The 19966-nt window shown below is 65.0% G+C and carries 18 protein-coding genes and 1 pseudogene; 9 read left to right on the forward strand and 10 right to left on the reverse strand.

Annotation, left to right across the window (positions count from 1 at the left end; translation table 11 throughout):
- Nucleotides 1–89: 89 nt before the first annotated feature.
- The 4 genes and pseudogenes from ACFSQT_RS12510 to tauA form a co-directional block, all read right to left on the reverse strand.
- The gene (locus ACFSQT_RS12510) at nt 90–284 is read right to left on the reverse strand and encodes a hypothetical protein (RefSeq protein WP_379018930.1); all 195 of its coding nucleotides are present in this window, start codon (nt 282–284) and stop codon (nt 90–92) included.
- A gap of 14 nt (nt 285–298) precedes the next feature.
- Complete coding sequence (locus tag ACFSQT_RS12515; protein WP_379018932.1) at nt 299–1159, reverse strand: ABC transporter permease subunit; 861 nt, start codon at nt 1157–1159, stop codon at nt 299–301.
- Nucleotides 1156–1929 (reverse strand): taurine ABC transporter ATP-binding protein, encoded by a 774-nt coding sequence (locus ACFSQT_RS12520; protein ID WP_379018934.1) that lies wholly within the window; start codon nt 1927–1929, stop codon nt 1156–1158. Before ACFSQT_RS12520 ends, ACFSQT_RS12515 begins: the two co-directional genes overlap by 4 nt.
- Before the next feature lie 206 nt (nt 1930–2135).
- Nucleotides 2136–3150 (reverse strand): annotated as a pseudogene (gene tauA, locus ACFSQT_RS12525) (taurine ABC transporter substrate-binding protein).
- A gap of 831 nt (nt 3151–3981) precedes the next feature.
- Between tauA and ACFSQT_RS12530 the strand changes: the two are divergent.
- Both ACFSQT_RS12530 and ACFSQT_RS12535 read left to right on the forward strand, forming a co-directional pair.
- The gene (locus tag ACFSQT_RS12530) at nt 3982–4431 is read left to right on the forward strand and encodes an RrF2 family transcriptional regulator (RefSeq protein WP_379018936.1); all 450 of its coding nucleotides are present in this window, start codon (nt 3982–3984) and stop codon (nt 4429–4431) included.
- A 31-nt stretch (nt 4432–4462) separates the two neighbouring features.
- Entirely contained in the window at nt 4463–5797 is a 1335-nt protein-coding gene (locus ACFSQT_RS12535) for an FAD/NAD(P)-binding protein (RefSeq protein WP_379018938.1), read from the forward strand.
- Nucleotides 5798–5801: 4 nt separating this feature from the next.
- Here ACFSQT_RS12535 and ACFSQT_RS12540 read toward each other — a convergent pair whose 3' ends face one another.
- Nucleotides 5802–6572, reverse strand: coding sequence for a type 1 glutamine amidotransferase domain-containing protein (locus tag ACFSQT_RS12540; protein WP_379018940.1), 771 nt, complete (start codon nt 6570–6572; stop codon nt 5802–5804).
- A gap of 344 nt (nt 6573–6916) precedes the next feature.
- Here ACFSQT_RS12540 and ACFSQT_RS12545 point away from each other — a divergent pair, with 344 nt between their 5' ends.
- The 7 genes from ACFSQT_RS12545 to ACFSQT_RS12575 all read left to right on the forward strand — a co-directional run bounded on the left by ACFSQT_RS12545 (nt 6917) and on the right by ACFSQT_RS12575 (nt 16645).
- A complete protein-coding gene (locus ACFSQT_RS12545; RefSeq protein ID WP_379018942.1) occupies nt 6917–8341 on the forward strand; it encodes a pyridoxal-phosphate dependent enzyme in 1425 nt (474 codons plus the stop codon).
- Complete coding sequence (locus ACFSQT_RS12550) at nt 8338–9522, forward strand: trans-sulfuration enzyme family protein (RefSeq protein WP_379018944.1); 1185 nt, start codon at nt 8338–8340, stop codon at nt 9520–9522. The genes ACFSQT_RS12545 and ACFSQT_RS12550 overlap by 4 nt, the downstream gene beginning before the upstream one ends.
- 345 nt (nt 9523–9867) lie before the next feature.
- Nucleotides 9868–10839, forward strand: a complete 972-nt coding sequence (locus ACFSQT_RS12555) for a GlxA family transcriptional regulator (protein ID WP_379018945.1) — start codon at nt 9868–9870, stop codon at nt 10837–10839.
- 301 nt (nt 10840–11140) lie between these two features.
- Entirely contained in the window at nt 11141–12445 is a 1305-nt protein-coding gene (locus ACFSQT_RS12560; protein ID WP_379018947.1) for a M24 family metallopeptidase, read from the forward strand.
- 230 nt (nt 12446–12675) lie between these two features.
- Nucleotides 12676–13356 (forward strand): isochorismatase family protein, encoded by a 681-nt coding sequence (locus ACFSQT_RS12565; protein ID WP_379018949.1) that lies wholly within the window; start codon nt 12676–12678, stop codon nt 13354–13356.
- Nucleotides 13357–13428: 72 nt separating this feature from the next.
- Nucleotides 13429–14373 (forward strand): alpha/beta hydrolase, encoded by a 945-nt coding sequence (locus ACFSQT_RS12570; RefSeq protein WP_379019422.1) that lies wholly within the window; start codon nt 13429–13431, stop codon nt 14371–14373.
- A 631-nt stretch (nt 14374–15004) separates the two neighbouring features.
- A complete protein-coding gene (locus ACFSQT_RS12575) occupies nt 15005–16645 on the forward strand; it encodes an ABC transporter substrate-binding protein (RefSeq protein ID WP_379018951.1) in 1641 nt (546 codons plus the stop codon).
- A gap of 238 nt (nt 16646–16883) precedes the next feature.
- On the opposite strand, the gene ACFSQT_RS12580 is transcribed toward ACFSQT_RS12575, so the two are convergent.
- The 5 genes from ACFSQT_RS12580 to ACFSQT_RS12600 form a co-directional block, all read right to left on the reverse strand.
- Entirely contained in the window at nt 16884–17600 is a 717-nt protein-coding gene (locus ACFSQT_RS12580) for a hypothetical protein (RefSeq protein ID WP_379018953.1), read from the reverse strand.
- Between the two features lie 249 nt (nt 17601–17849).
- Nucleotides 17850–18095: a hypothetical protein gene (locus ACFSQT_RS12585; protein WP_379018955.1), complete on the reverse strand. Its 246-nt coding sequence runs from the start codon at nt 18093–18095 to the stop codon at nt 17850–17852.
- Between the two features lie 57 nt (nt 18096–18152).
- A protein-coding gene (locus ACFSQT_RS12590) for an IS630 family transposase (RefSeq protein WP_379018015.1) occupies nt 18153–19096 on the reverse strand; the annotation gives its coding sequence in 2 pieces (ribosomal slippage) (nt 18153–18760 and nt 18760–19096; 945 coding nt in all).
- A gap of 52 nt (nt 19097–19148) precedes the next feature.
- On the reverse strand, nt 19149–19406 hold the full coding sequence (locus ACFSQT_RS12595; RefSeq protein WP_379018957.1) for a hypothetical protein: 258 nt from the start codon (nt 19404–19406) through the stop codon (nt 19149–19151).
- Between the two features lie 4 nt (nt 19407–19410).
- On the reverse strand, nt 19411–19926 hold the full coding sequence (locus ACFSQT_RS12600) for a hypothetical protein (protein WP_379018959.1): 516 nt from the start codon (nt 19924–19926) through the stop codon (nt 19411–19413).
- Nucleotides 19927–19966: the final 40 nt, after the last annotated feature.

Genomic DNA, 19966 nt, shown 5'->3' on the forward strand with positions numbered 1-19966 from the left:
TTTCTACGGGCACCCCTGGCGAGAGAGGGATGTCTCGGCCAGTCTCGAAGGCTTGTGATTGGCCGCTGTGTGCCGTCCAGGAGGCCCCTTCACTGCGACCAATACTGCCAGGCCCAGTAAAAACTCTCGTCGCGCGGCGGCAGGCGGTCGCGTCCGGCCTGGAATTGGACAGGCGTCGGCGATCGCGGGCCATCTTCTTTTGTCCGTTTGTCATCGGACGCCAGGCCCAGCAGCCAGGCGCCGAAATGGCTGAACAGCACGGCGGTGGAATGGGTCACCGTCATTCTCCCTTTTCCGATCATTCCTTTCCTGCCCACGGGACGAGCACGCGCTCGATCCTGCGGATGGTGAATTCGAGCACGAAGGCGATGGCCGCGATCACCAGTATGCCCATCACCACGACGTCGGTGACGAGGAACTGGGCGGCTGACTGGATCATGAAGCCGAGCCCGCGCGTCGCCGCCACCAGTTCGGCGGCGACCAGCGTCGACCAGCCGGCGCCGAGCGCGATGCGCAAGCCGGTCAGGATCGACGGCAGCGCGCTGGGCAGGGTCACATGGCGGACCACCTGCGCGCGCGTCGCGCCAAGCGAACGCGCCGCGTTGATGCGCTCTTGCGAGACGCCGCGAACGCCTGACGCGGTCGACAGCGCCACCGGCGTCAGCATGGCAATAGTGATCACCAGGATCTTCGACGGCTCGCCGATGCCGAACCAGATGATGACCAGCGGCAGATAGGCGAGCGGCGGGATCGGCCGCAGGAATTCGAGCAGCGGATCGAAAATGCCGCGTCCTATGGCGCTGATGCCGATCGCCAGCCCGACCGGCACGCCGATGATGACGGCGGCGACCAGCGCGGCAAACACGCGAACCAGGCTGGCCACGGCATGCTGCAACAGCGTCGCATCGACGAAGCCGTCACGGGCGACGACGATGAACTTGTTCCACACGGCGACAGGCGAGGGCAGGAACACCGGCGACACCAGTTGCAGGCGGGCCGACAGCGCCCACACCGCCAGCACCACCAGGATGGTGACCGCGCTGATCATGCGCGCCGAAATGCTTTTGCGCTTCGGGCTGGGCCGCGACCACGGTACCGACAGGCCGTCGGCCTCGTCATTTCTGCGACCCGGCCGTTCCGTATAGGATGAAATGGTCATGCCACTTCTCCTTCGAAGATCGCGTCGGTCAATTCGCCGCGCGCCGCCGCGAAGGCCGGATCGGCCTTGATGCCGCGGATAGCTTCACCGGCTGCGTAGCGCCTGGAGAAGCCGGGCTCGAAGGTTTGCACCACGCGGCCCGGTCCGGGAGCCAGCACGACGATGCGGGTGGCGAGCACCAGCGCCTCCTCGATGCCATGCGTCACCATCAGCACGCCGACATCGCTGGCCGTCCACAGGTCGAGCAGCGTCGTCTGCATGCGTTCGCGCGTCAGCGCATCGAGCGCGCCGAGCGGTTCGTCGAGCAGCAGGAATTCAGGTTCGGCGGCGAGCGCCCGGGCCAGGCCGACACGCTGGCGCATGCCGCCGGAAAGCTCCCAGATGCGCTTGTCGCCGGCATCCGCGAGCTTCACCAGCGCCAGCAGCTCGTCGGCGCGGCGCGTCCGTTCGGCTGGCCTGGCACCACGCAGCCGCAGCGCGAAGGCAACGTTCTCGCGCGCCGTCAGCCACGGAAACAGCGCATCGTTCTGGAACACCACGGCCCGGTCCGAGCCCGGCGCGGTGATCGGCTCGCCGCCGATCGTGGCATGCCCACGCGCCGGCGCGACCAGGCCGGCGGCGACATTGAGCAGCGAGGTCTTGCCGCAGCCGGATCGGCCGACAAGCACGACGAAGTCACCCTTGGCGACGTCGATCGACACACGCTCGACGGCAGGTGTCGGCTGGCCGTCATAGTGGATCGAGATTCTGTCGAGCACGAGATGCGACATGGAGCCCTCGCAGGAGGTTCTGGAGCATGATCCCGAAAAGTGGCGTCCGGTTTTCTCGGACAAACGGTTTCCGCTTGTCCAGAGATCAGGCTCAAACGAATGGACAATCCGACTGCCCCGGAACCGCTCCTCGTCAGCGGTTCCGGGGCAGGCAGCACGCGGCGTCAGGGAAGAAGATCCGCGCGCGTTCAGGTGCAGCCGGGCGCTCAGTTCGAGGCCAGCGCCTCGGTGACGTATTTCGACGAGACGTATTTGGAATAGTCGGGCAGCACCGCGTCGATCTTGCCTTGCTCCTTGAGGAAGGTGGACGCCGCCTCGATCGCCTTGATCGTGCCGCCGCCGAGGAACTTGTCCGAGGCCTGCTCTTCCAGCGTCGGGAAGACGTAGCCCTTGAGCAGCTGCGGCACTTCCTCCAGCTTGGCGCCGGTGAGCTTGGCGATCTCCGCCGCTTGCGGCGTCGACACCGACCACGCATCCGGCTTGGTGAGGTACTCGGCATAGGCCGCGCCGGTCACCTTGACGAAGTCGCGCACGGCTTCCGGGTTCTTTTCGGCAAAGTCGGTGCGCACGATCCAGGCGTCGAAGGTCGGCGCGCCCCAGGCGGCGACCTGCGAGGAATCCAGCACCACCTTGCCGGTCGTCTTGATCTGGCCGAGCGCCGGATCCCAGACATAGGCCGCATCGATGTCGCCGCGCGCAAAGGCCGCCGCGACTTCGGGTGGCCGCAGATTGAGGATCTCGACCGCCTTCGGATCGACGCCCTCATGCTTCAGCGCGGCGAGCAGGCTGTAATGCGTTGTCGAGACGAAAGGCACGGCCACCTTCTTGCCGGCGAGGTCGGCGATTTTCTCGATGCCGGCGCCGTTGCGGGCGACCAGCGCCTCGGATTGCCCGATCAGGCCGACGACGAAGATGGTCTGGATCGGCAACTCGCGGCTCGCCGCCGCCGCCAGCGGGCTCGAACCGACATAGCCGATGTCGACCGAGCCGGAAGCGACCGCGGCGATGACATCGGCGCCGGAATCGAATTTCCGCCAGTCGATGGCGGCCTTCGTCGCCTTTTCATAGGTGCCGTCGGCCTGCGGCACTTTCGAGGGCTCGACCACCGTCTGGTAGCCGATGGTGATCTTGAGATCGTCGGCCAAGGCCGGGCCGAGGAAGGCAGCACACGCAAGTGCCGCCGATGAGAGCAGAATGATGCCGTCGCGAAATGGTGGACATGAAGGGCTCCTGAAAACGAGAAAACCGGAATGCCCAATGATAGTCCGCTAATTCTATCGTTCTTGTAGAGTTAAATCCTTCCAACCAAGGTGGAGTTGTTAGAAAAAAGCCACCGGTGGCGGGTTGCGGAAGCGGATAGCAGACCTTGGGACGACCTGACGTCAGCCGAAGACGCAGAATGAAAAGCTCGTTCTGTCGAGTTCCCGCCCACCCCCCTCTGTCCTGCCGGACATCTCCCCCGCAAGGGGCAGATCGGCAGCTTCGACGCCGCGCCCACCCCGGCAACGATGGAGATTGGCGAAGGCGGTCGAGCGCTCAATCTCCCCCTTGCGGGGGAGATGTCCGGCAGGACAGAGGGGGTGGGAAGGATCGCTACAGAGCCGCTTTCGCTTGTGCGCTACCCTGTCTGGCTGCCGCCACGGCCGGGCGGTGAGCGCTGCGAACGAGATTCCCCGTCTAGCCTGTGATGGGGCAAATCCATGCCTCAAACAGCCGTGGATTTAAAAACCTGTTCCGCGTGTTCGAGGGTAAGTATAGTAATCTTATCGACATTGGGAACTGGAGGCGACGATGAGCGGCCACCTTATCGCGATGATCGCCGGCAACGCGCTTCGGCCGTCAAAGTTCTGCGCGTTTGTGTCCCTGCGGGCACAAAGTCCTGACAAAATGGCCATAGCGGCTTGAAAACGAAGCAAAATCAACAGCTCTGGGCTTGTCCATCATGTCACTAGAATTTATGTGTCATGGCAGCTTGGACGCGACGGGGTCGCACGCCAGGCGTTCCGCAACCGATGGTTTCGCGCCGTCGCCTGACAGAGAAATTTTGATTTCATGCTCACGAAAAAGGGCAAGTACGGCCTCAAGGCGCTCGTACACCTCGCGCAACTGCCGGCCGGACAGCTCGCTTTCGTTGGCGACATCGCCACCGGCAACAACATCCCGAAGAAATTTCTCGACGCCATCCTCGGCGAGCTGCGCAATGCCGGCTTCGTTCAGAGCCGCAAGGGCAAGGATGGCGGCTACCGCCTGGCGCGGCCTGCCGACGAGATCAAGGTCGGCCACGTCGTGCGCGTGCTCGACGGGCCGCTGGCGCCCATTCCTTGCGCCAGCCGCACCCAGTACCAGCGCTGTGAAGATTGCAACGAGGCGACATGCCAAGTCCGACATCTGATGCTCGAGGTCCGGCAGGCGATCGCCGAGGTGCTCGATCAGCGCAGCCTCGCCGAAATGCGCGACATGGCTGGCGACGAGCTCTCGACGGCGTTGAAAATCCAGGCCTGACGCCGGCGCCTGGCACAAGGCAGTCCCGCGCATGACCGGGCGCGCCAACTCGATCATCATTGTCGGCGGCGGCGCCAGCGGCGTGGTGATGGCCGCGCATCTCCTGAAATCGCCCAATCCCGATCTGCGCGTCACGCTGATCGAAAAGCGCCCGCAGTTCGGCCAGGGGATCGCCTATTCGACGCTGCTGTCGGCGCATGTGCTCAATGTCAGTGCCGCCGGCATGAGCGCCTATGCCGACGATCCCGGCAATTTCTGGCGCTGGCTGCTGGAGCGCGGCCTGGCGACCCCGGACCAGGCGCCGGTCTACGCGCCGCGCAGTCTCTATGCCCGTTACCTCAAGGAATTGCTCGACGAGCTGGAAACGCGCGAGCGCGAAACCGGCCGGTTGCGCCTGATCCGCGAGGAAAGCCTGTCGATCACGCCCACCGCGTCCGGCGTCGAGGTGGCGCTGGCCAACGGCACCAGCGTCGTCGCCCATCTCGGCGTGCTGGCCACTGGCCATGACGAGGAGCCGGCCCAGGGGCATGCGATCAGGATGGGCTCGGAAGCCGACACGGCACTTGCCGCCGACAGCCGCGTCATGGTGCTCGGCACCGGTCTCAGCATGGTCGATGCTTTCCTCTCGCTGGAGCAGCGCGGCCATCGCGGCGACATCGTCGCGGTGTCGCGGCGCGGCCTGCTGCCCTCGCCGCATCGCAAGGGCAATCCGATCAAGCTCGACGTCGCCGACATCCCGCTCGGCACCCAATTGTCCTATTTCGTCGGCTGGTTCCGCGACCTGATCAAGGAGAACCAGAAGGCCGGCGTCGACTGGCGCGACGTCGTCGACGGCTTGCGGCCGTTCAACCAGAAGATCTGGCAGAACTGGCCAGCATCCGCAAAGCGCCGCTTCGTCGAACACACCAAGGCCTGGTGGGACATCCACCGCCATCGCATGGCGCCCGAAGTTTACGCCCGCGTCACCGAGGCCGTGCAATCCGGCCGCATCCGCCTGGTCGCCGGGCGCGTCGTCGACATCGCCCGGAACGGCGACTTCACGGTTGAGGTCCAGTCGCGCCACACGCAGCGCCTCGAAACCTTCGAGGTCGCCCGCATCTATGATTGCGCCGGCATCGTCCGGGACATCTCGACCTCGCCGAACAGCGTCGTGCGCTCGCTGGTCGATCGCGGCCTGGCGCGGCCGGACCCGCTGCGCATCGGCCTCGACGTGTCGGCCAATTGCGAGATCATCGCCAGCGACGGCGGCGTGTCCGCCAAGATCCTGGCGGTCGGCCCGCTGACGCGCGGCACTTTCTTCGAGATCGACGCCATTCCCGACATCCGCGTTCAATGCGCCAGGCTGAGCAAGCGATTGCTGAGCTAGGAGCCTAGCCGCCCAGCGCCTCGCAAACGAGGCGCGCGGTCTCCGCACCCGAGAAATTCTGCTGCCCGGTGATCAGATTGCCGTCGCGCACGGCAAAGCCTCGCCACAGTCCGGCGTGGATATAGTTGGCGCCGAGGGCCTTCAGCTCATCCTCGATCCGCCACGGCATCAGATGCTTTTCAGGTTCGAGCGCGCCCATCTCCCAGGTCGCCTTGTCGGCAAAATCCTCCTCGACGTTGGCGAAGCCGGTCACCGTCTTGCCGGCCACGAGCAGCGATCCGTCCGCGCGCCGGGCATAGCGCAGCAGCGCGGTGCCATGGCACAAAGCGGCGGCCACCTTGCCGCCTTCATGGAAGGCGACGAACGTCCGTTGCAAGCCTGTCGCGTGCTCATAGGTGAACATCGGCGCCTGGCCGCCGGCGACGACGATCGCGTCAAAACGTTCGACCTCGATGTCCACCACCGGCCGCGTGTTGTCGACCAGGGCCGCAAGGTTCGGGGTCGATATGAAGCCGAGCGAGATGAGGTCTGTCTCCGAATAGCCCGATGGATCGCGCGGGTCGCTCAGCGCATCGGCCTCGCATTTGCCGCCATCGGGCGAGAATATCTCCACCGCGTAACCGCGTTCGGTGAAGACGAACCACGGGTGGGTGAGTTCGCTCCACCAGAAGCCTACCGGCCACCCGGTCGTGGTCGAGAGTGCCGGGTTGGCGATGACGATCGCCACGCGCTTCGGGTTCTTCGCGTCGACCGGATTGGCATCCCGCACACTCATCGTCGCTCTCCCCTTGAAGGCGTGTTGCAGACTGATACGGGCGCGGCCCTGCGCTGCCTAGCTGGCCAGATGGCCTGGCAAATTCCGCTTCCGTCGCTGCCGGGCCTTGCCTACCATGCACGCATGACCAACGCGGTAGACTGTACGGCTGCCCGGTCGAATTCGCGCTCGATGCGCTCGGCGGCAAATGGAAGCCCCTGGACCCTGACCCCAAACCCGGAATTTCATTCCCCATCTGGCCGGTTGATTGGCACGATCTATCTTCTTTCCGACTGTAAAGGGCTGGAAAAGAGGATACGCTGCCGCTCTGCCCCGAGGCGGTCGCTTGATCATGGAGCATCGATATGAGCGAGCACAAGATCGCCGCGTCGGAACGCGCAACGTCCCGCCTGCGTCCGCCCTATGCGTCGGTTCTCGACCTGATCGGCCAGACGCCGGTGGTCGAGCTGACCAAGTTCGACACCGGCAAGTGCCGGCTGTTCATCAAGCTCGAAAGCCAGAACCCCGGCGGCTCGATCAAGGACCGCATCGCGCTGTCGATGATCGCCGCCGCCGAGAAACAGGGCAAGCTCAGGCCCGGCGGCACCATCGTCGAGGCGACCGCCGGCAATACCGGCCTCGGCCTCGCCCAGGTCGGCATCCCCAAGGGCTATCGCATCGTGCTGGTCGTGCCCGACAAGATGTCGCGCGAAAAGATCCAGCATCTGCGCGCGCTCGGCGCCGAGGTGCGCATGACCCGCTCCGATGTCGGCAAGGGCCACCCCGAATATTACCAGGACATGGCCGAGAAGCTCGCGGCGGAAGTGCCTGGCGCCTTCTATGCCAACCAGTTCGCCAACCCGGCCAATCCGCTGGCGCATGAAACGACGACCGGACCGGAGATCTTCGCCCAGCTCGGCGGCGACGTCGATGCGGTGGTCGTCGGCGTCGGCTCCGGCGGCACGCTGACCGGGCTCGGCCGCTACTTCGCCAAAGTGTCGCCGAAGACCGAGATGGTGCTGGCCGATCCGGTCGGCTCGGTGCTGGCGCCGCTGATCAAGACCGGCAAGATGGAAGAGGCCGGCAGCTGGACGGTTGAAGGCATCGGCGAGGATTTCGTGCCGCCCAATGCCGACCTGTCGCTGGTGAAGAAGGCCTATTCGATCACCGACAAGCAGAGCATGCTGGCGGTGCGCGACCTCTTGTCCAGGGAAGGCATCCTGGCCGGCTCGTCGTCGGGCACGCTGCTGTCGGCCGCCTTGCGCTATTGCCGTGAGCAGACGGTGCCAAAGCGCGTCGTCACCTTCGTCTGCGACAGCGGCAACAAATATCTGTCGAAGGTGTTCGACGATTTCTGGCTGGCCGAACAGGGCCTGGCCGAGCACGAGCAGCATGGCGATTTGCGCGACCTGGTGATGCGCACGCATCGCACCGGCGACACCGTCTATGTCGGCCCGGACGAAAGCCTGCTCAACGCCTATGGTCGCATGCGCCGCTCCGATGTTTCGCAGCTGCCGGTGCTCGATAATGGCAGGCTCATCGGCATCGTCGACGAGAGCGACATCCTCGCCCATGTCGAGGGTCCCTATGACGGCCGCTGGGAGCGCTTCAACGGCCCGGTGCGCACGGCGATGACCTCCAATTTGCACACGCTGCAGGCCAGCCAGACGCTCGACGCGCTGCTGCCGGTGTTCGACCGCAACGAGGTCGCCATCATCTTCGACGGCGACGAGTTCGTCGGCCTGATAACCCGCATCGACCTGATCAACCATCTGAGGCGCGCACGATGACCAGCCACACCCCACCACCATCGGGCAAAAATCGCCTGGCCTTTTCGACCCGCACCATCCATGGCGGCCAGAGCCACGACCCGCTGACCGGCGCGGTGATGGTGCCGATCTACGCCACCTCGACCTATGGCCAGCAGTCGCCCGGCGTGCACAAGGGTTTCGAATACGCCCGCAGCCAGAACCCGACCCGCTTTGCCTTCGAGCGCGCCGTGGCCGATCTCGAAAGCGGCAGCAACGCGTTCGCCTTCGCTTCGGGGCTGGCGTCGATCGCCACCGTGCTCGAGCTGCTCGATGCCGGTGCCCATATCGTCGCCACCGACGATATCTATGGCGGCTCGTTCCGGCTGATGGAGCGGGTGCGCAAGCGCTCGGCCGATCTCAAGGTCAGCTTCGTCGACTTCACCGACCTTGCCGCCGTCGAGGCGGCGATCCGCCCCGAAACGAAGCTGCTCTGGGTCGAGACGCCGACCAACCCGCTGCTGCACATCGTCGACCTCGAAGGCGTCGCCGCCCTCGCCAAACGCAAGGGCGTTCTTACCGTCGCCGACAACACGTTCTGCAGCCCCTACATTCAGCGGCCGCTGGAACTCGGTATCGACATCGTCGTGCACTCGACGACCAAATATCTCAACGGCCATTCCGACATGGTCGGTGGCGTCGCCGTGGTCGGCGACAACAAGGACCTTGCCGCCCAGCTGAAATTCCTGCAGAACGCCATCGGCGCCATATCGGGCCCGTTCGACAGTTTTCTGGCGCTGCGCGGCCTGAAGACGCTGGCGCTCAGGATGGAGCGTCATTCCGCCAATGGCCTCAAGATCGCGCAGTGGCTGGAGGGGCGCCGCGACGTGCGCCGCGTCATCTATCCCGGCCTTCCCAGCCATCCGCAGCACGATATCGCCAAAAGGCAGATGCATGCCTTCGGCGGCATGATATCAGCCGTGCTCGACCGCGACCTCGCCGGCACCAAACGCTTCCTCGAACGCACGCAACTGTTCACGCTGGCCGAAAGCCTCGGCGGGGTGGAGAGCCTGATCGAGCACCCCGCGCTGATGACGCATGGCTCGATCCCGGTCGAGAAGCGGGCGCAGATCGGCATATCGGATTCGCTGGTAAGGTTGTCGGCGGGGATCGAGGATGGCGATGATCTGATCGCCGATCTGGACCAGGCGTTGGGGGGCTGAGCAAACCTCTGCAACGTTGTGCTTTTCGGCTGTTCACGTTCCGTAGCGATCCTTCCCACCCCCTCTGTCCTGCCGGACATCTCCCCCGCAAGGGGGGAGATCGAATGTCATCAACGCTTTCGCCAATTTTCGACGTTGAAAACGAGAGCCAGCGCTTGAGCTGCCAATCTCCCCCATGCGGGGGAGATGGCCGGCAGGCCAGAGGGGGGTGCTGTCCCGCCGACATCACACAAACTTCTACACCGCCGCCCACCTCGCAGCGTCACGACGGTCAAACCGCAGTTCATGCATCGTTCGCCAATTGCCGTTGACCCCGACCCCCATCTGCCCGAATTGTAGCGCCCCATGGCCACGCGCGAACCCCCAAAACCCACGGAAACACCCCTCACCTTCGCCGTGCTGGTGTTTCCCGGCTTTCCGATGATGGCGTTCAGTTCCGTCATCGAGCCGCTGCGCGCCGCCAATGTGCTGGCCAAGCGGCAGTGCTATCGCTGGATCATCGTCGGGGCGACGCAAGGGCCGGTCGAGGCCTCGAACGGCGTCGTCATCCAGCCGGGCTTTTATGCCGGGGATGCGCCCAAGGTCGACCGCATCGTCGTCTGCTCGGGCGGCGATGCCGATCACCTCGTCGCCGAGGACGCCGCCAGCTGGATCCGCAAAAGCCTGCGGGGCGGCGCCCATATCGGCGCGGTGGCGGACGCGGCGTTCTTCCTGGCCCGCGCCGGCCTGCTCGACGGCCATGCCTGCACCTTGCACTGGACCAGCCAGGCCGCCTTCACCGAGGCGTTTCCCAACATCGAGCTCAGGCGCGACCTCTATGTCATCGACCGCAAGCGCTTCACCTCGGCCGGCGGCGTCGGCAGCCTCGACATGATGCTGGAGATCATCACCCGCGACTACGGCGCCGAGCTTGCCGCCGGCGTCGCCGAATGGTTCGTGCACAGCCAGCTGCGCTCCAGCATCGACCGCAAGATGATGCCGCTGCGGCTGCGCACCGGCGTCCAGAACGAGCTGGTGCTGTCGGCCATCGCCATCATGGAGGACGCGGTCGAGGAGCGGCTCGGCATGGCCGAGCTGACGGCCAGGCTCGGCGTCTCCTCCGACAAGCTCGAGCGCTCCTTCCGCTCCGAACTCGCCATCTCGCCCAACGGCTACTACCGGCGGCTGCGGCTGAAGCGCGCCGCCGACCTTTTGGCGCACTCGACGCTCGCCGTGCGCGACGTGGCGCTGGCCTGCGGCTTCGCCTCGATGTCGAGCTTTGCCCGGGCGTTTCGCGAGGAGCATGGGCATCCGCCGAAGCTGGCGAGGAGGCATTAGCTTGCTGATGCTGGCGGGACAGCGCCCCCCTCTGTCCTGCCGGACATCTCCCCCACACGGGGGAGATCGGCTGTCACCGCCGCTTTCGCCAATCGCTACGTTGAAGAAGGCGCGCGGTTGCCGACACTGCAATCTCCCCACTCGTGGGGGAGATGCCCGGCAGGGCAGAGGGGGCGCGAAGGATCGCGACGCCTCTCAATTGCCAGCGGCATCCCGCATAACCCCTGCGGTTTTCCGCACAATCATCCCGCCCCTTCTGCGCCATGGTCTGACCCAGCAACCCCAGCCAAGGCCAGCCCCCATGAGCATCGTCGTATTCGACCCCGACAGCACCGAAGACGTCGACTTCAAGGATCGCATGCGCCACCCGGCCGCCGCCGATCCGGCCGGCGGCATGTGGCTGTCCGACACCGAGCCGTCCTTCATCGATGCCGACGCCTTGCGCAAGGGCAGGCTGGCAAAACTGCGCGGCTGGATGCGCGAGGCCGGCTATGGCGGCGTGGTGCTGTTCGATCCGTACAACCAGCGCTACGCCACCGGCTCGCGCAACATGTTCGGCTATTTCCTGCGCAACTCGACCCGCTATTTCTTCATTCCGACCGTTGGGCCGATCGTGCTGTTCGAATACCCGCAGAGCTACCACGTCTCGATGGTGCTCGACACGATCGACGAGGCGCGTCCGTCCAAGCTGGTCTGGTCGTCGGTCTCCGGCCGCGACGACGAGACATCAGGCCCGTTCGCCGACGAGATCGCCGAACTGTTGAGAAAGCACGGCGGCGGCTCGATGAAGCTCGGCCTCGACCGCTGCAGCCATCTGCAGGCGTTGGCGCTGGAAAAGCGCGGCTGCGAGGTCAAGGATTGCCAGGGCGAGATCCTCGCCGTGCGCGCGGTGAAAACGCCCGAGGAAGTCAAATGCCTGCAGGTGTCGATGGCCGGCGCCGAGGCCGCCGTCTATGCGGTGCGCGAGGCGATCAAGCCCGGCGTCTCCGAAAACGACCTGTTCGCCATCATGTATGGCGAGGTCATCCGCCAGGGCGGCGAGTTCATCGAGACGCGGCTGTTGACCTCTGGCCAGCGTACCAACCCGTGGTTCAACGAGGCCAGCGGCCGCAAGATCCGGCCCGGCGAACTGTTGGCGCTCGATACCGACACCATCGGCTGCTACGGCTATTATTCGGATTTCTCCCGCACCTTCCGCTGCGGGCCGGGCAAGCCGACGCCCTACCAGAAATCGCTCTACCGCATGGCGCACGACCAGGTTCAGCACAATATTTCCATCGTCAAACCCGGCATGGCCTTCCGCGAGATCGCCGAGAAAGCCTGGAAAATCCCCGACCGTTTCGTCGACCAGCGCTACACTTCGGTCATGCACGGCGTCGGCATGCATGGCGAAACACCCTTCATCGCCCATGCCATGGATTACGAGACCTATGGCCGCGACGGCCATATCGTGCCAGGCATGGTGGTGAGCGTCGAAAGCTATATCGGCGAGAAGGGCGGCCGCGAGGGCGTCAAGCTGGAGGACGAGATCCTGATCACCGACACCGGCACCGAACTCCTGTCGCGTTTTCCTTATGAGGATGAGTTTTTGGAGAGGCAGGTTTGATGCGGGTAACCAACGCTCATGACGAGCGCCTCATTCCCTCCCACCCCCCTCTGTCCTGCCGGACATCTCCCCCGCAAGGGGGGAGATTGGCAGCGTCGCCTGCAGCGTCTTTTCCTGCAACTTTGGCGATTGGCGAAGGCTTTCGCGATGGCCGATCTCCCCCCCCTGCGGGGGAGATGCCCGGCAGGGGAAGCGTCTCGGACTGCTTCGCCTCGGGATGACGAAAGCGCATGAAAACCCCCATCGCCCTCAAGCGCGGCACGGTGGCCGCGGTGTTCATCGACCTGCAGGAAGAGCACCGGCAGGACCAGCGCTATCTGGTCGAGGGTTTTGCCAAGATCCTCGCCAACGTCCGGCGCCTGCAAGCGGCGGCGCGGCAGAACCATGTGCCGCTCTACCACTGGGCCTACATCGTCGATCTCGACAAGCAGGATCGACCGTTTCATCCGGTAGGCGCCGACGGCAAGTCGGCCTTCTCCGACAAGAGCGATCCGCTGACCGAAATCTGCCATGAGGTGGCGCCCGCCAGGGGCGAGGCCCTGCTGATCAAGGCCGAGGCCAGCGCCTTCCGCACCGGGCCGGCGGCCCGCGACCTCAAGTCGGCGGGCTTCGAATGGCTGGTCGTTGCCGGCGTGTGGACCGAGGCCTGCATCGACGCCACCGTCAAGGACGCCGTGGCGAAAGGCTTTCGCGTGCTGCTGGTCAAGGATGCCTGCGGCAGCGGCAGTGCCGCCATGCACCAGACCGGCATCCTCAACCTCGCCAACCGGCTCTATGGCGGTGCCGTCACCGACACCGAGGGCGCCTGCCGGCTGCTGGCAGGCGAGACCGTCACCGCCTGGCAGGTCGAAGGGTCGGTGCCGCTGCGCTTCACTTTTGAAAACGCAGCCGATCTTTACAGCGAGCTTTGATGCATGCCGCCCAAAAGTGTGCAGCGGTTTTGGCATAACGACATACGTAAGGAAGAGATCGGCAAGACGGAGATGACCAGCCGCCGCAAATACGAAACCCGGCTCGATCCGGCTTTGTGGGCCTATATCGACGCGGTCAATGCCTGGTATCCGCCCGAGATCGTCGGCCTACCGATCGACAAGCAGCGTGCGGTCTATGACAGGATGTGCCGCGCCTTCCACCAGGGTCGCCCGCCAGGGGTCAAGGCCAGCGACGGCCTGATCGCCGCCGCCGGCCGCGACATCCCGGTCCGGCGCTACCAGCTTGCCGGCAAGGCGGCAGTGGCCATGGTGGTCTATTATCACGGCGGCGGCTTCATCCTCGGCGGCCTCGACAGCCATGACGACATCTGCGCCGAACTCTGCGCCGGCACCGGTTTCGACGTGCTGTCGGTCGACTACCGCTTGGCGCCCGAGCATGTCCATCCCGCCGCCTTCGACGATGCCGTCACCGCCTTCGAATGGGCGGCAGCGGCCACCGGCCTGCCGCTCGTTCTGTGCGGCGAAAGCGCCGGCGGTAATCTGGCGGCGGCGGTGGCGCGGGCGACACGCCACGGCGCCGCGATCGGCCAGCTGCTGATCTATCCCGAACTCGGCGGCGACGAGAGCGCCGGCTCCTATATCGAGCATGCCGACGCGCCGCTGCTGTCGCTGCACGACATCGCCTTCTACCGCGACGTCCGCTCGACCAAGGCGCAATCGCCAGACGATCCGACCTTCTCGCCCTTGCGCGGCCGCGATTTCTCCGGCCTGCCGCCGACCGTGATCGTCACCGCCGAATGGGACCCGCTGTCGTCGGACGGCGAGGCCTACCGCGACCGCATTCTGGCCGCCGGCAGCAAGGCATGGTGGCACGAGGAGCCGGAACTGGTGCACAGCTTCCTGCGCGCCCGCAAGACCGTGCCGGCGGCGGGGGAAGCGTTTGCCCGGATTGTCGCGGCGATTGCTGCGCTGGGCCGGGGCGAGTGGCCGTACTAGGGCCGACGGTGGAGTGCCAATCTCCCCCTCGTGGGGGGTTGAGGAGCGGTCCGCGTAGCGGACGGAAAGCCAATTGCTTGGCTTTCCGAGCAACGAACGCCCGGTAGGGCAGAGGGGGCGCTGTCCCGCCGACCTTTCAGCCCATTGCCGATACGCCTGCAAAACTGAGTTCGATTGACCAGGGCACCGAAGGGTGGCGATCCTTCACACCCCCTCTGTCCTGCCGGCCATCTCCCCCGCAAGGGCAGGGCAATCGCATACGGCGCCGCCAGCCCCCCACTCCGGCCGCTGCGCGGCCACCTCTCCCCCATGTCCATGGGGGAGAGGAAACCCAAGCCTTTCAAGGCTGCGACCTCGGCGGTTGGCATTTCCTCTCCCCCACGAATGTGGGGGAGAGGTGGCTCGGCGAAGCCGAGACGGAGTGGGGGAGCACCATATGCGTTTGCCCTCCCCCACAAGGGGGAGATCGGCTGTCCCTCCTGCGGAGCACCGCACAATCACTGCGGAAAACCGAACACTCCCCTGCGTCACCCCGCTCTATCATTCGCCTGCTCAGGCAACGGCGTCCCGGCGGTCGCGCCCACACCGCGTTGGATGTGTCCGCCGGGGCGCCCAACAAGAGGGAACGACGATGAAATTCATGCTGACCGACGCAAAATTGCACCCGAAGGCCAAACCCGTCGCCGACGATTTCCGGACAGGCGGCATCAGCCGCCGTGAATATCTTGCCCTGATGGCCGGCCTCGGCGTAAGCGCCGCCGGCGCGCTGGCACTGGGCGGGCTTGCCCCGACCGTTGCCCGCGCCGCCGAACCCAAGCGCGGCGGCACCTTGCGCGTCGCCATGAACGTCAAGGGGTTCAAGGACCCGCGCACCTTCGACGGTGTCGAGATGTCCAACGTCGCCCGCCACTGCAACGAATATCTGGTGCGCTGGAACACCGACTTCTCCTTCGAGCCCTGGCTGCTCGAAAGCTGGGAGGCGAGCGACGACGCAAAAACGCTGACGCTGCATGTGCGCAAAGGCATCACCTGGTCGAACGGCGATGCCTTCAACTCCGACGATGTCATCCACAACCTCACCCGCTGGTGCGACGCCTCGGTGGCCGGCAATTCGGTCGCCGCGCGCATGGGCGCGCTGGTCAATGCCGACACCAAGAAAGTCGTCGACGGTGGCATTGAGAGGGTCGACGACTTCACCGTAAAACTCAATTTGCCGAAGCCCGACATCTCGCTGATCGCCGGCATGGCCGATTATCCGGCGCTGATCATGCACCGCTCCTATGAAGGCGACGGCGACCCCCTGAAGGCGCTCGCCATCACCACCGGCCCGTGCGAGCTGGTCAGCTGGGATGCCGAGACCGGCGCCGAGGTGAAGCGCAAGGACAAGCCCTGGTGGAAGGGCGAGTTCTACCTGGACGGCATCAAGTGGGTCGACTACGGCTCGGACCCCAACGCCATGCTGTCGGCCTTCGAATCCGGCGAGATCGACACCGACCACGAAACCGCCTCCGATGCCGTCTCGCAGACCGACAAGATGGGGCTGAAGAATTCCGAGATCGCCACCGGCTCCACCATCGTCGCCCGCTTCAATGTCGGCAACGCGCCCTATGACGACGTCAAGGTGCGACGCGGCGCACAGCTCGCCGTCGACAATTCGGCCGTGCTGGCGCTCGGCCTCGGCGGCCGCGGCAAGCCCGCCGACAACCATCATGTCGGCCCCATGCACCCCGAATATGCCGACATCGGCCCGGCCAGGCGCGACGTGGACGGATCGAAGAAACTGCTCGCCGAGGCCGGCAAGGCCGATCACGAGTTCGACCTCATCTCCGTCGATGTCGAATGGCAAAAGAGCACCGGCGATGCGATCGCCGCGCAGATGCGCGAGGCCGGCCTGAAGATCAAGCGCACCGTGCTGCCGGCCGCTACCTTCTGGAACGACTGGAGCAAATACCCCTTCTCCTGCACCGAATGGCTCGGCCGCCCGCTCGGCGTCCAGGTGCTGGCGCTGGCGTATAAATCGGGCGCCGCCTGGAACGAGAGCGCCTACGCCAGCAAGGAATTCGACGAACTGCTCGACAAGGCGCTGGCCATGCCCGACGCCGCCCAGCGCAAGGAGATCATGGCCGGGATCGAGAAGAATCTGCGCGAGAGCGGCATCATCATCCAACCCTACTGGCGCTCGGTCTACCGCACCTATCGCAAAGGCATCGAAGGCTGCGAACAGCACCAAGCGCTGGAGCAGCACTTTGAGAAGGTTTGGATTGAAAGTTAAGGCGTAGCGCGGCGCCTCTTCCTTCCCCCCTTGTGGGGGAAGGTGGCCTCGCGAAGCGAGGTCGGATGAGGGGTGTTCCAGCTTGGCGACACGGTGCATAAAACTGAGCTGAACGGAGCAGAACGATCACCGCCTCACTCCGTCCAGCACCCCTCATCCGTCTCGGCGCTGCGCGCCGATCCACCTTCTCCCACAAGGGGAGAAGGTAAAAGCGTCCCATCCAGCGACGACATCTCCACTACGCCTGCCCGCCCGGCGAGCCTTCTGGTTGCCCTTGGACAGCAGCGGCCGGCCGCTCGCGGCAAAAATACAGGATCGCCAGCTGCACCGCGACAAGCAGAATGGCGTAGTAGATCGACAGGCGGGCATAGAGTTCCGCTTTTTCCATCGTGAAGGGGTGAGCCGTGCTGTTTGAGCGCAGAAGTATCGAGGCAACCAGCGCGTCATGGGAAAACATCTGGTTTATCGCGGCCAGCGGCAAGGTCGAAAAGGACAGCACGGCGTTGTACAGCTTTGCCCTGGGCGTGAATCGCAGCAGCATCACGCCGCCCCAACTGGAAAGGACGCTGTAGAGCGCAATCGCCGCCATCTTCTGCGGGCTATCTTCGACCATGAGCAGGAATGGCACGCCATCGCCCGGTTCGGTTGAGTGGAGCAAGGTCCAGAGTCCGGACACGAAGCCGAGCGTGCCAAGCAGAAGGTTGGCCCATTGACGCTGGCCGGCGGGCTTCTCGGCAAGCGCGTAGGACAACAGCCACTCACCCAACGAGGCGTTGGCGAAACGTGCAAGGCTAAGCAGGACCAGCGAAACAACCTGGCGGGCTGCCCATGACATCGGCTGGCCAAGAATGGTCTCGACAATTTCGGGAAACAACCGGTCGGCCAGAACCACGGCCGCGTTTATCCAGACATAATCAATGCAGAGGCTGAAAAACGCCAAGACATATTTGCGCAATTTGAAATCCCCCGAAAGCCCGAGCTGTCGCCCCTGCTTGCCAGGCGGAGTGAAGCGGAAAGCGGGAGAGGTGTCGAGCGGCGAAGCGCGCCCTTCCCTTCTCCCCCTTGTGGGAGAAGGTGTCGCCGAAGGCGACGGATGAGGGGTGTTCCAGAAGACACCAACCTCTCACTCCGTCCAGCACCCCTCATCCGTCTCGGCGCTGCGCGCCGATCCACCTTCTCCCACAAGGGGAGAAGGTAAAGCCCCCTACCTTGCCACCGTCACATGCGGCGCGAATGTCCGGATCGCCTCGATCATGTCCTCGCCGCGAACATCGAGCGAGGAGATTTCCATGTGCACCATGCTCCTGCCGAAGGGCAGCATCAGGCCCAGCGCATTGGCGGGCGCGAATTTGATCGCGTCGGGCGGCTCCCCGGTGAGCTCGAAATTGAGCATCGCCGCGCCCTTGCCGCCCGAGGCGAGGCGCACGCTGCGCACGTCGCGCCAGGGCACCAGCACGTCGCCGGCGCGGCAATCGCGGAAACCTTGGCTGTCTAGAGCACGTCCGGTTTAATCTGGGTCATAACCTGCGGCCTTGAAGTAGTTCTGGCATTCGGCTGGGGTGAAGAGGTCGACGAGCGATCCGACGGCGGTCCACAGGGCTGTGATTGTCCTCTCGGCTTTGGCCCGCATAAGAGCCTTGAGTTTTGAGAAGGCGTTTTCGATCGGATTGAAGTCGGGGCTGTAGGGCGGCAGGAACATGAGCCTCGCGCCGGTCGTCTCGATTGCATCGCGAACGCCGGCGGCCTTGTGGGCGGGAAGGTTGTCCATCACGACGATGTCGCCCTCCGACAGGGTCGGGACCAGCACCTGCTCGACATAGGCCAGGAATACGTTGCCGTTCATGGCGCCGTCATAGACGAACGGGGCGGTCATGCCCGTCAGCCGCAGTGCGCCGGTGAAGGTGGTGGTTTTCCAATGGCCGTGCGGCACGCCCGCCCGGCAACGCTCACCGCATGGCGCACGGCCCCGCAGCCGGGCCATCTTGGTCGATAGTCCAGTTTCATCGATGAACACCAGCTTTGCCGGATCGAGATCGAGTTGGCCGTCGAACCACGCACGACGGCGCTTCAGGATGTCGGGACGATCCTGCTCCAGTGCATGTGCGGACTTTTTTTGAACGTCCAGCCGTGCCGGCCAAGCCAGGCGCTTAAGGCGCTGCGACTGATCCGAGCCGATCGCTCGACCGCCAGCCGCTCTACCATCTCGTTCAGCGTGATGTCCTTGCGCTCATCGATCAACCCCACGATGAAGGCTTTATGCGCATCGAGGCTGGACGCGCGTCGACGGCCTTGCGGCCGCGGCGTCCGCTCGCCGATCTTCGCCCGTGCGATCCACCGGATTGCACTCGATATGCCGACGCCGAACCGCGCCGCCGCCTGCCGGGCAGACATGCCCGCGTCCGAAGCCTTCAAGACCCGCGATCGAAGATCGTCGCTCAGTGCTCTTCCCATCATCCACCTCATCAAAGTGGATGTTGAATCACCCGCGAAGCCCGACGTCACATCACAATCGATTCATTGATCGCGGGACGTGCTCTAGAATGACCTTGACCGAAGTGTCGAACGCGCCGCGCGCGATGAAATAGCCGAGCCCTAGGCAGGCAAGCGCTATCAACGCGATGACCAGCACCCACCCGCCATCCGCGCCCGAGGCAAGCCCGCGCACCGCGCCGATGCCGAACATGATGCCGATCAGCACCGGCCCGATGGCCGGAAGGATCTTGCCGGTGGGGCTGTTGCGGATTTCGAGCGGGGTGGACATTGTCTCACCGGGCGGGCCTCAGCAAGGTCCAGATCCAGCCGGCGAAGGTCAGCACCAGGAACGGATAGCCGGCGGCGGGCAGCGGCGACGAGGTCGGCAGCAGGGGCGTGCCCCACAGCACCATGCCCACCGAGGCGAAGAACAGCGCGGCGGCAACGAATGCGGTGAACCGCATCCACAGCGCAAAAGTGCTGGGCACACTGACCATGATGAGGGCCGCTGCCCACAGCGAGATGCCGCCGACATAGGAAGGCACGCTGGCCTCGAGGCCCGCCGCATTGCCGGACAAGAGCAGGCTTTCGCCGGCCAGGAAGGTCAGGAACCCGGCCGCGACGCAATCATTGCCCAGCCGCTGGTATTTCATGGTGAGCAACGCCGTCGCCACCACGAGCGCCACGCCGTCGATCGCCCAGAGGGATTCGCGGAGCGGAGCGCTGGCCACGAAGGTGCCGGCAAGGCCGAAGATGCCGCCGATGGCGAGGCCGATCGCGGCGGTGGTGTCGAGAGGGTTGGTGCGCATGCGACATCTCCCCGAGCCGGAAGAGGATACGCCGAGATGG

It is taken from the genome of Mesorhizobium calcicola, assembly GCF_042682105.1.
Classification (GTDB): Bacteria; Pseudomonadota; Alphaproteobacteria; order Rhizobiales; family Rhizobiaceae; genus Mesorhizobium; species Mesorhizobium calcicola.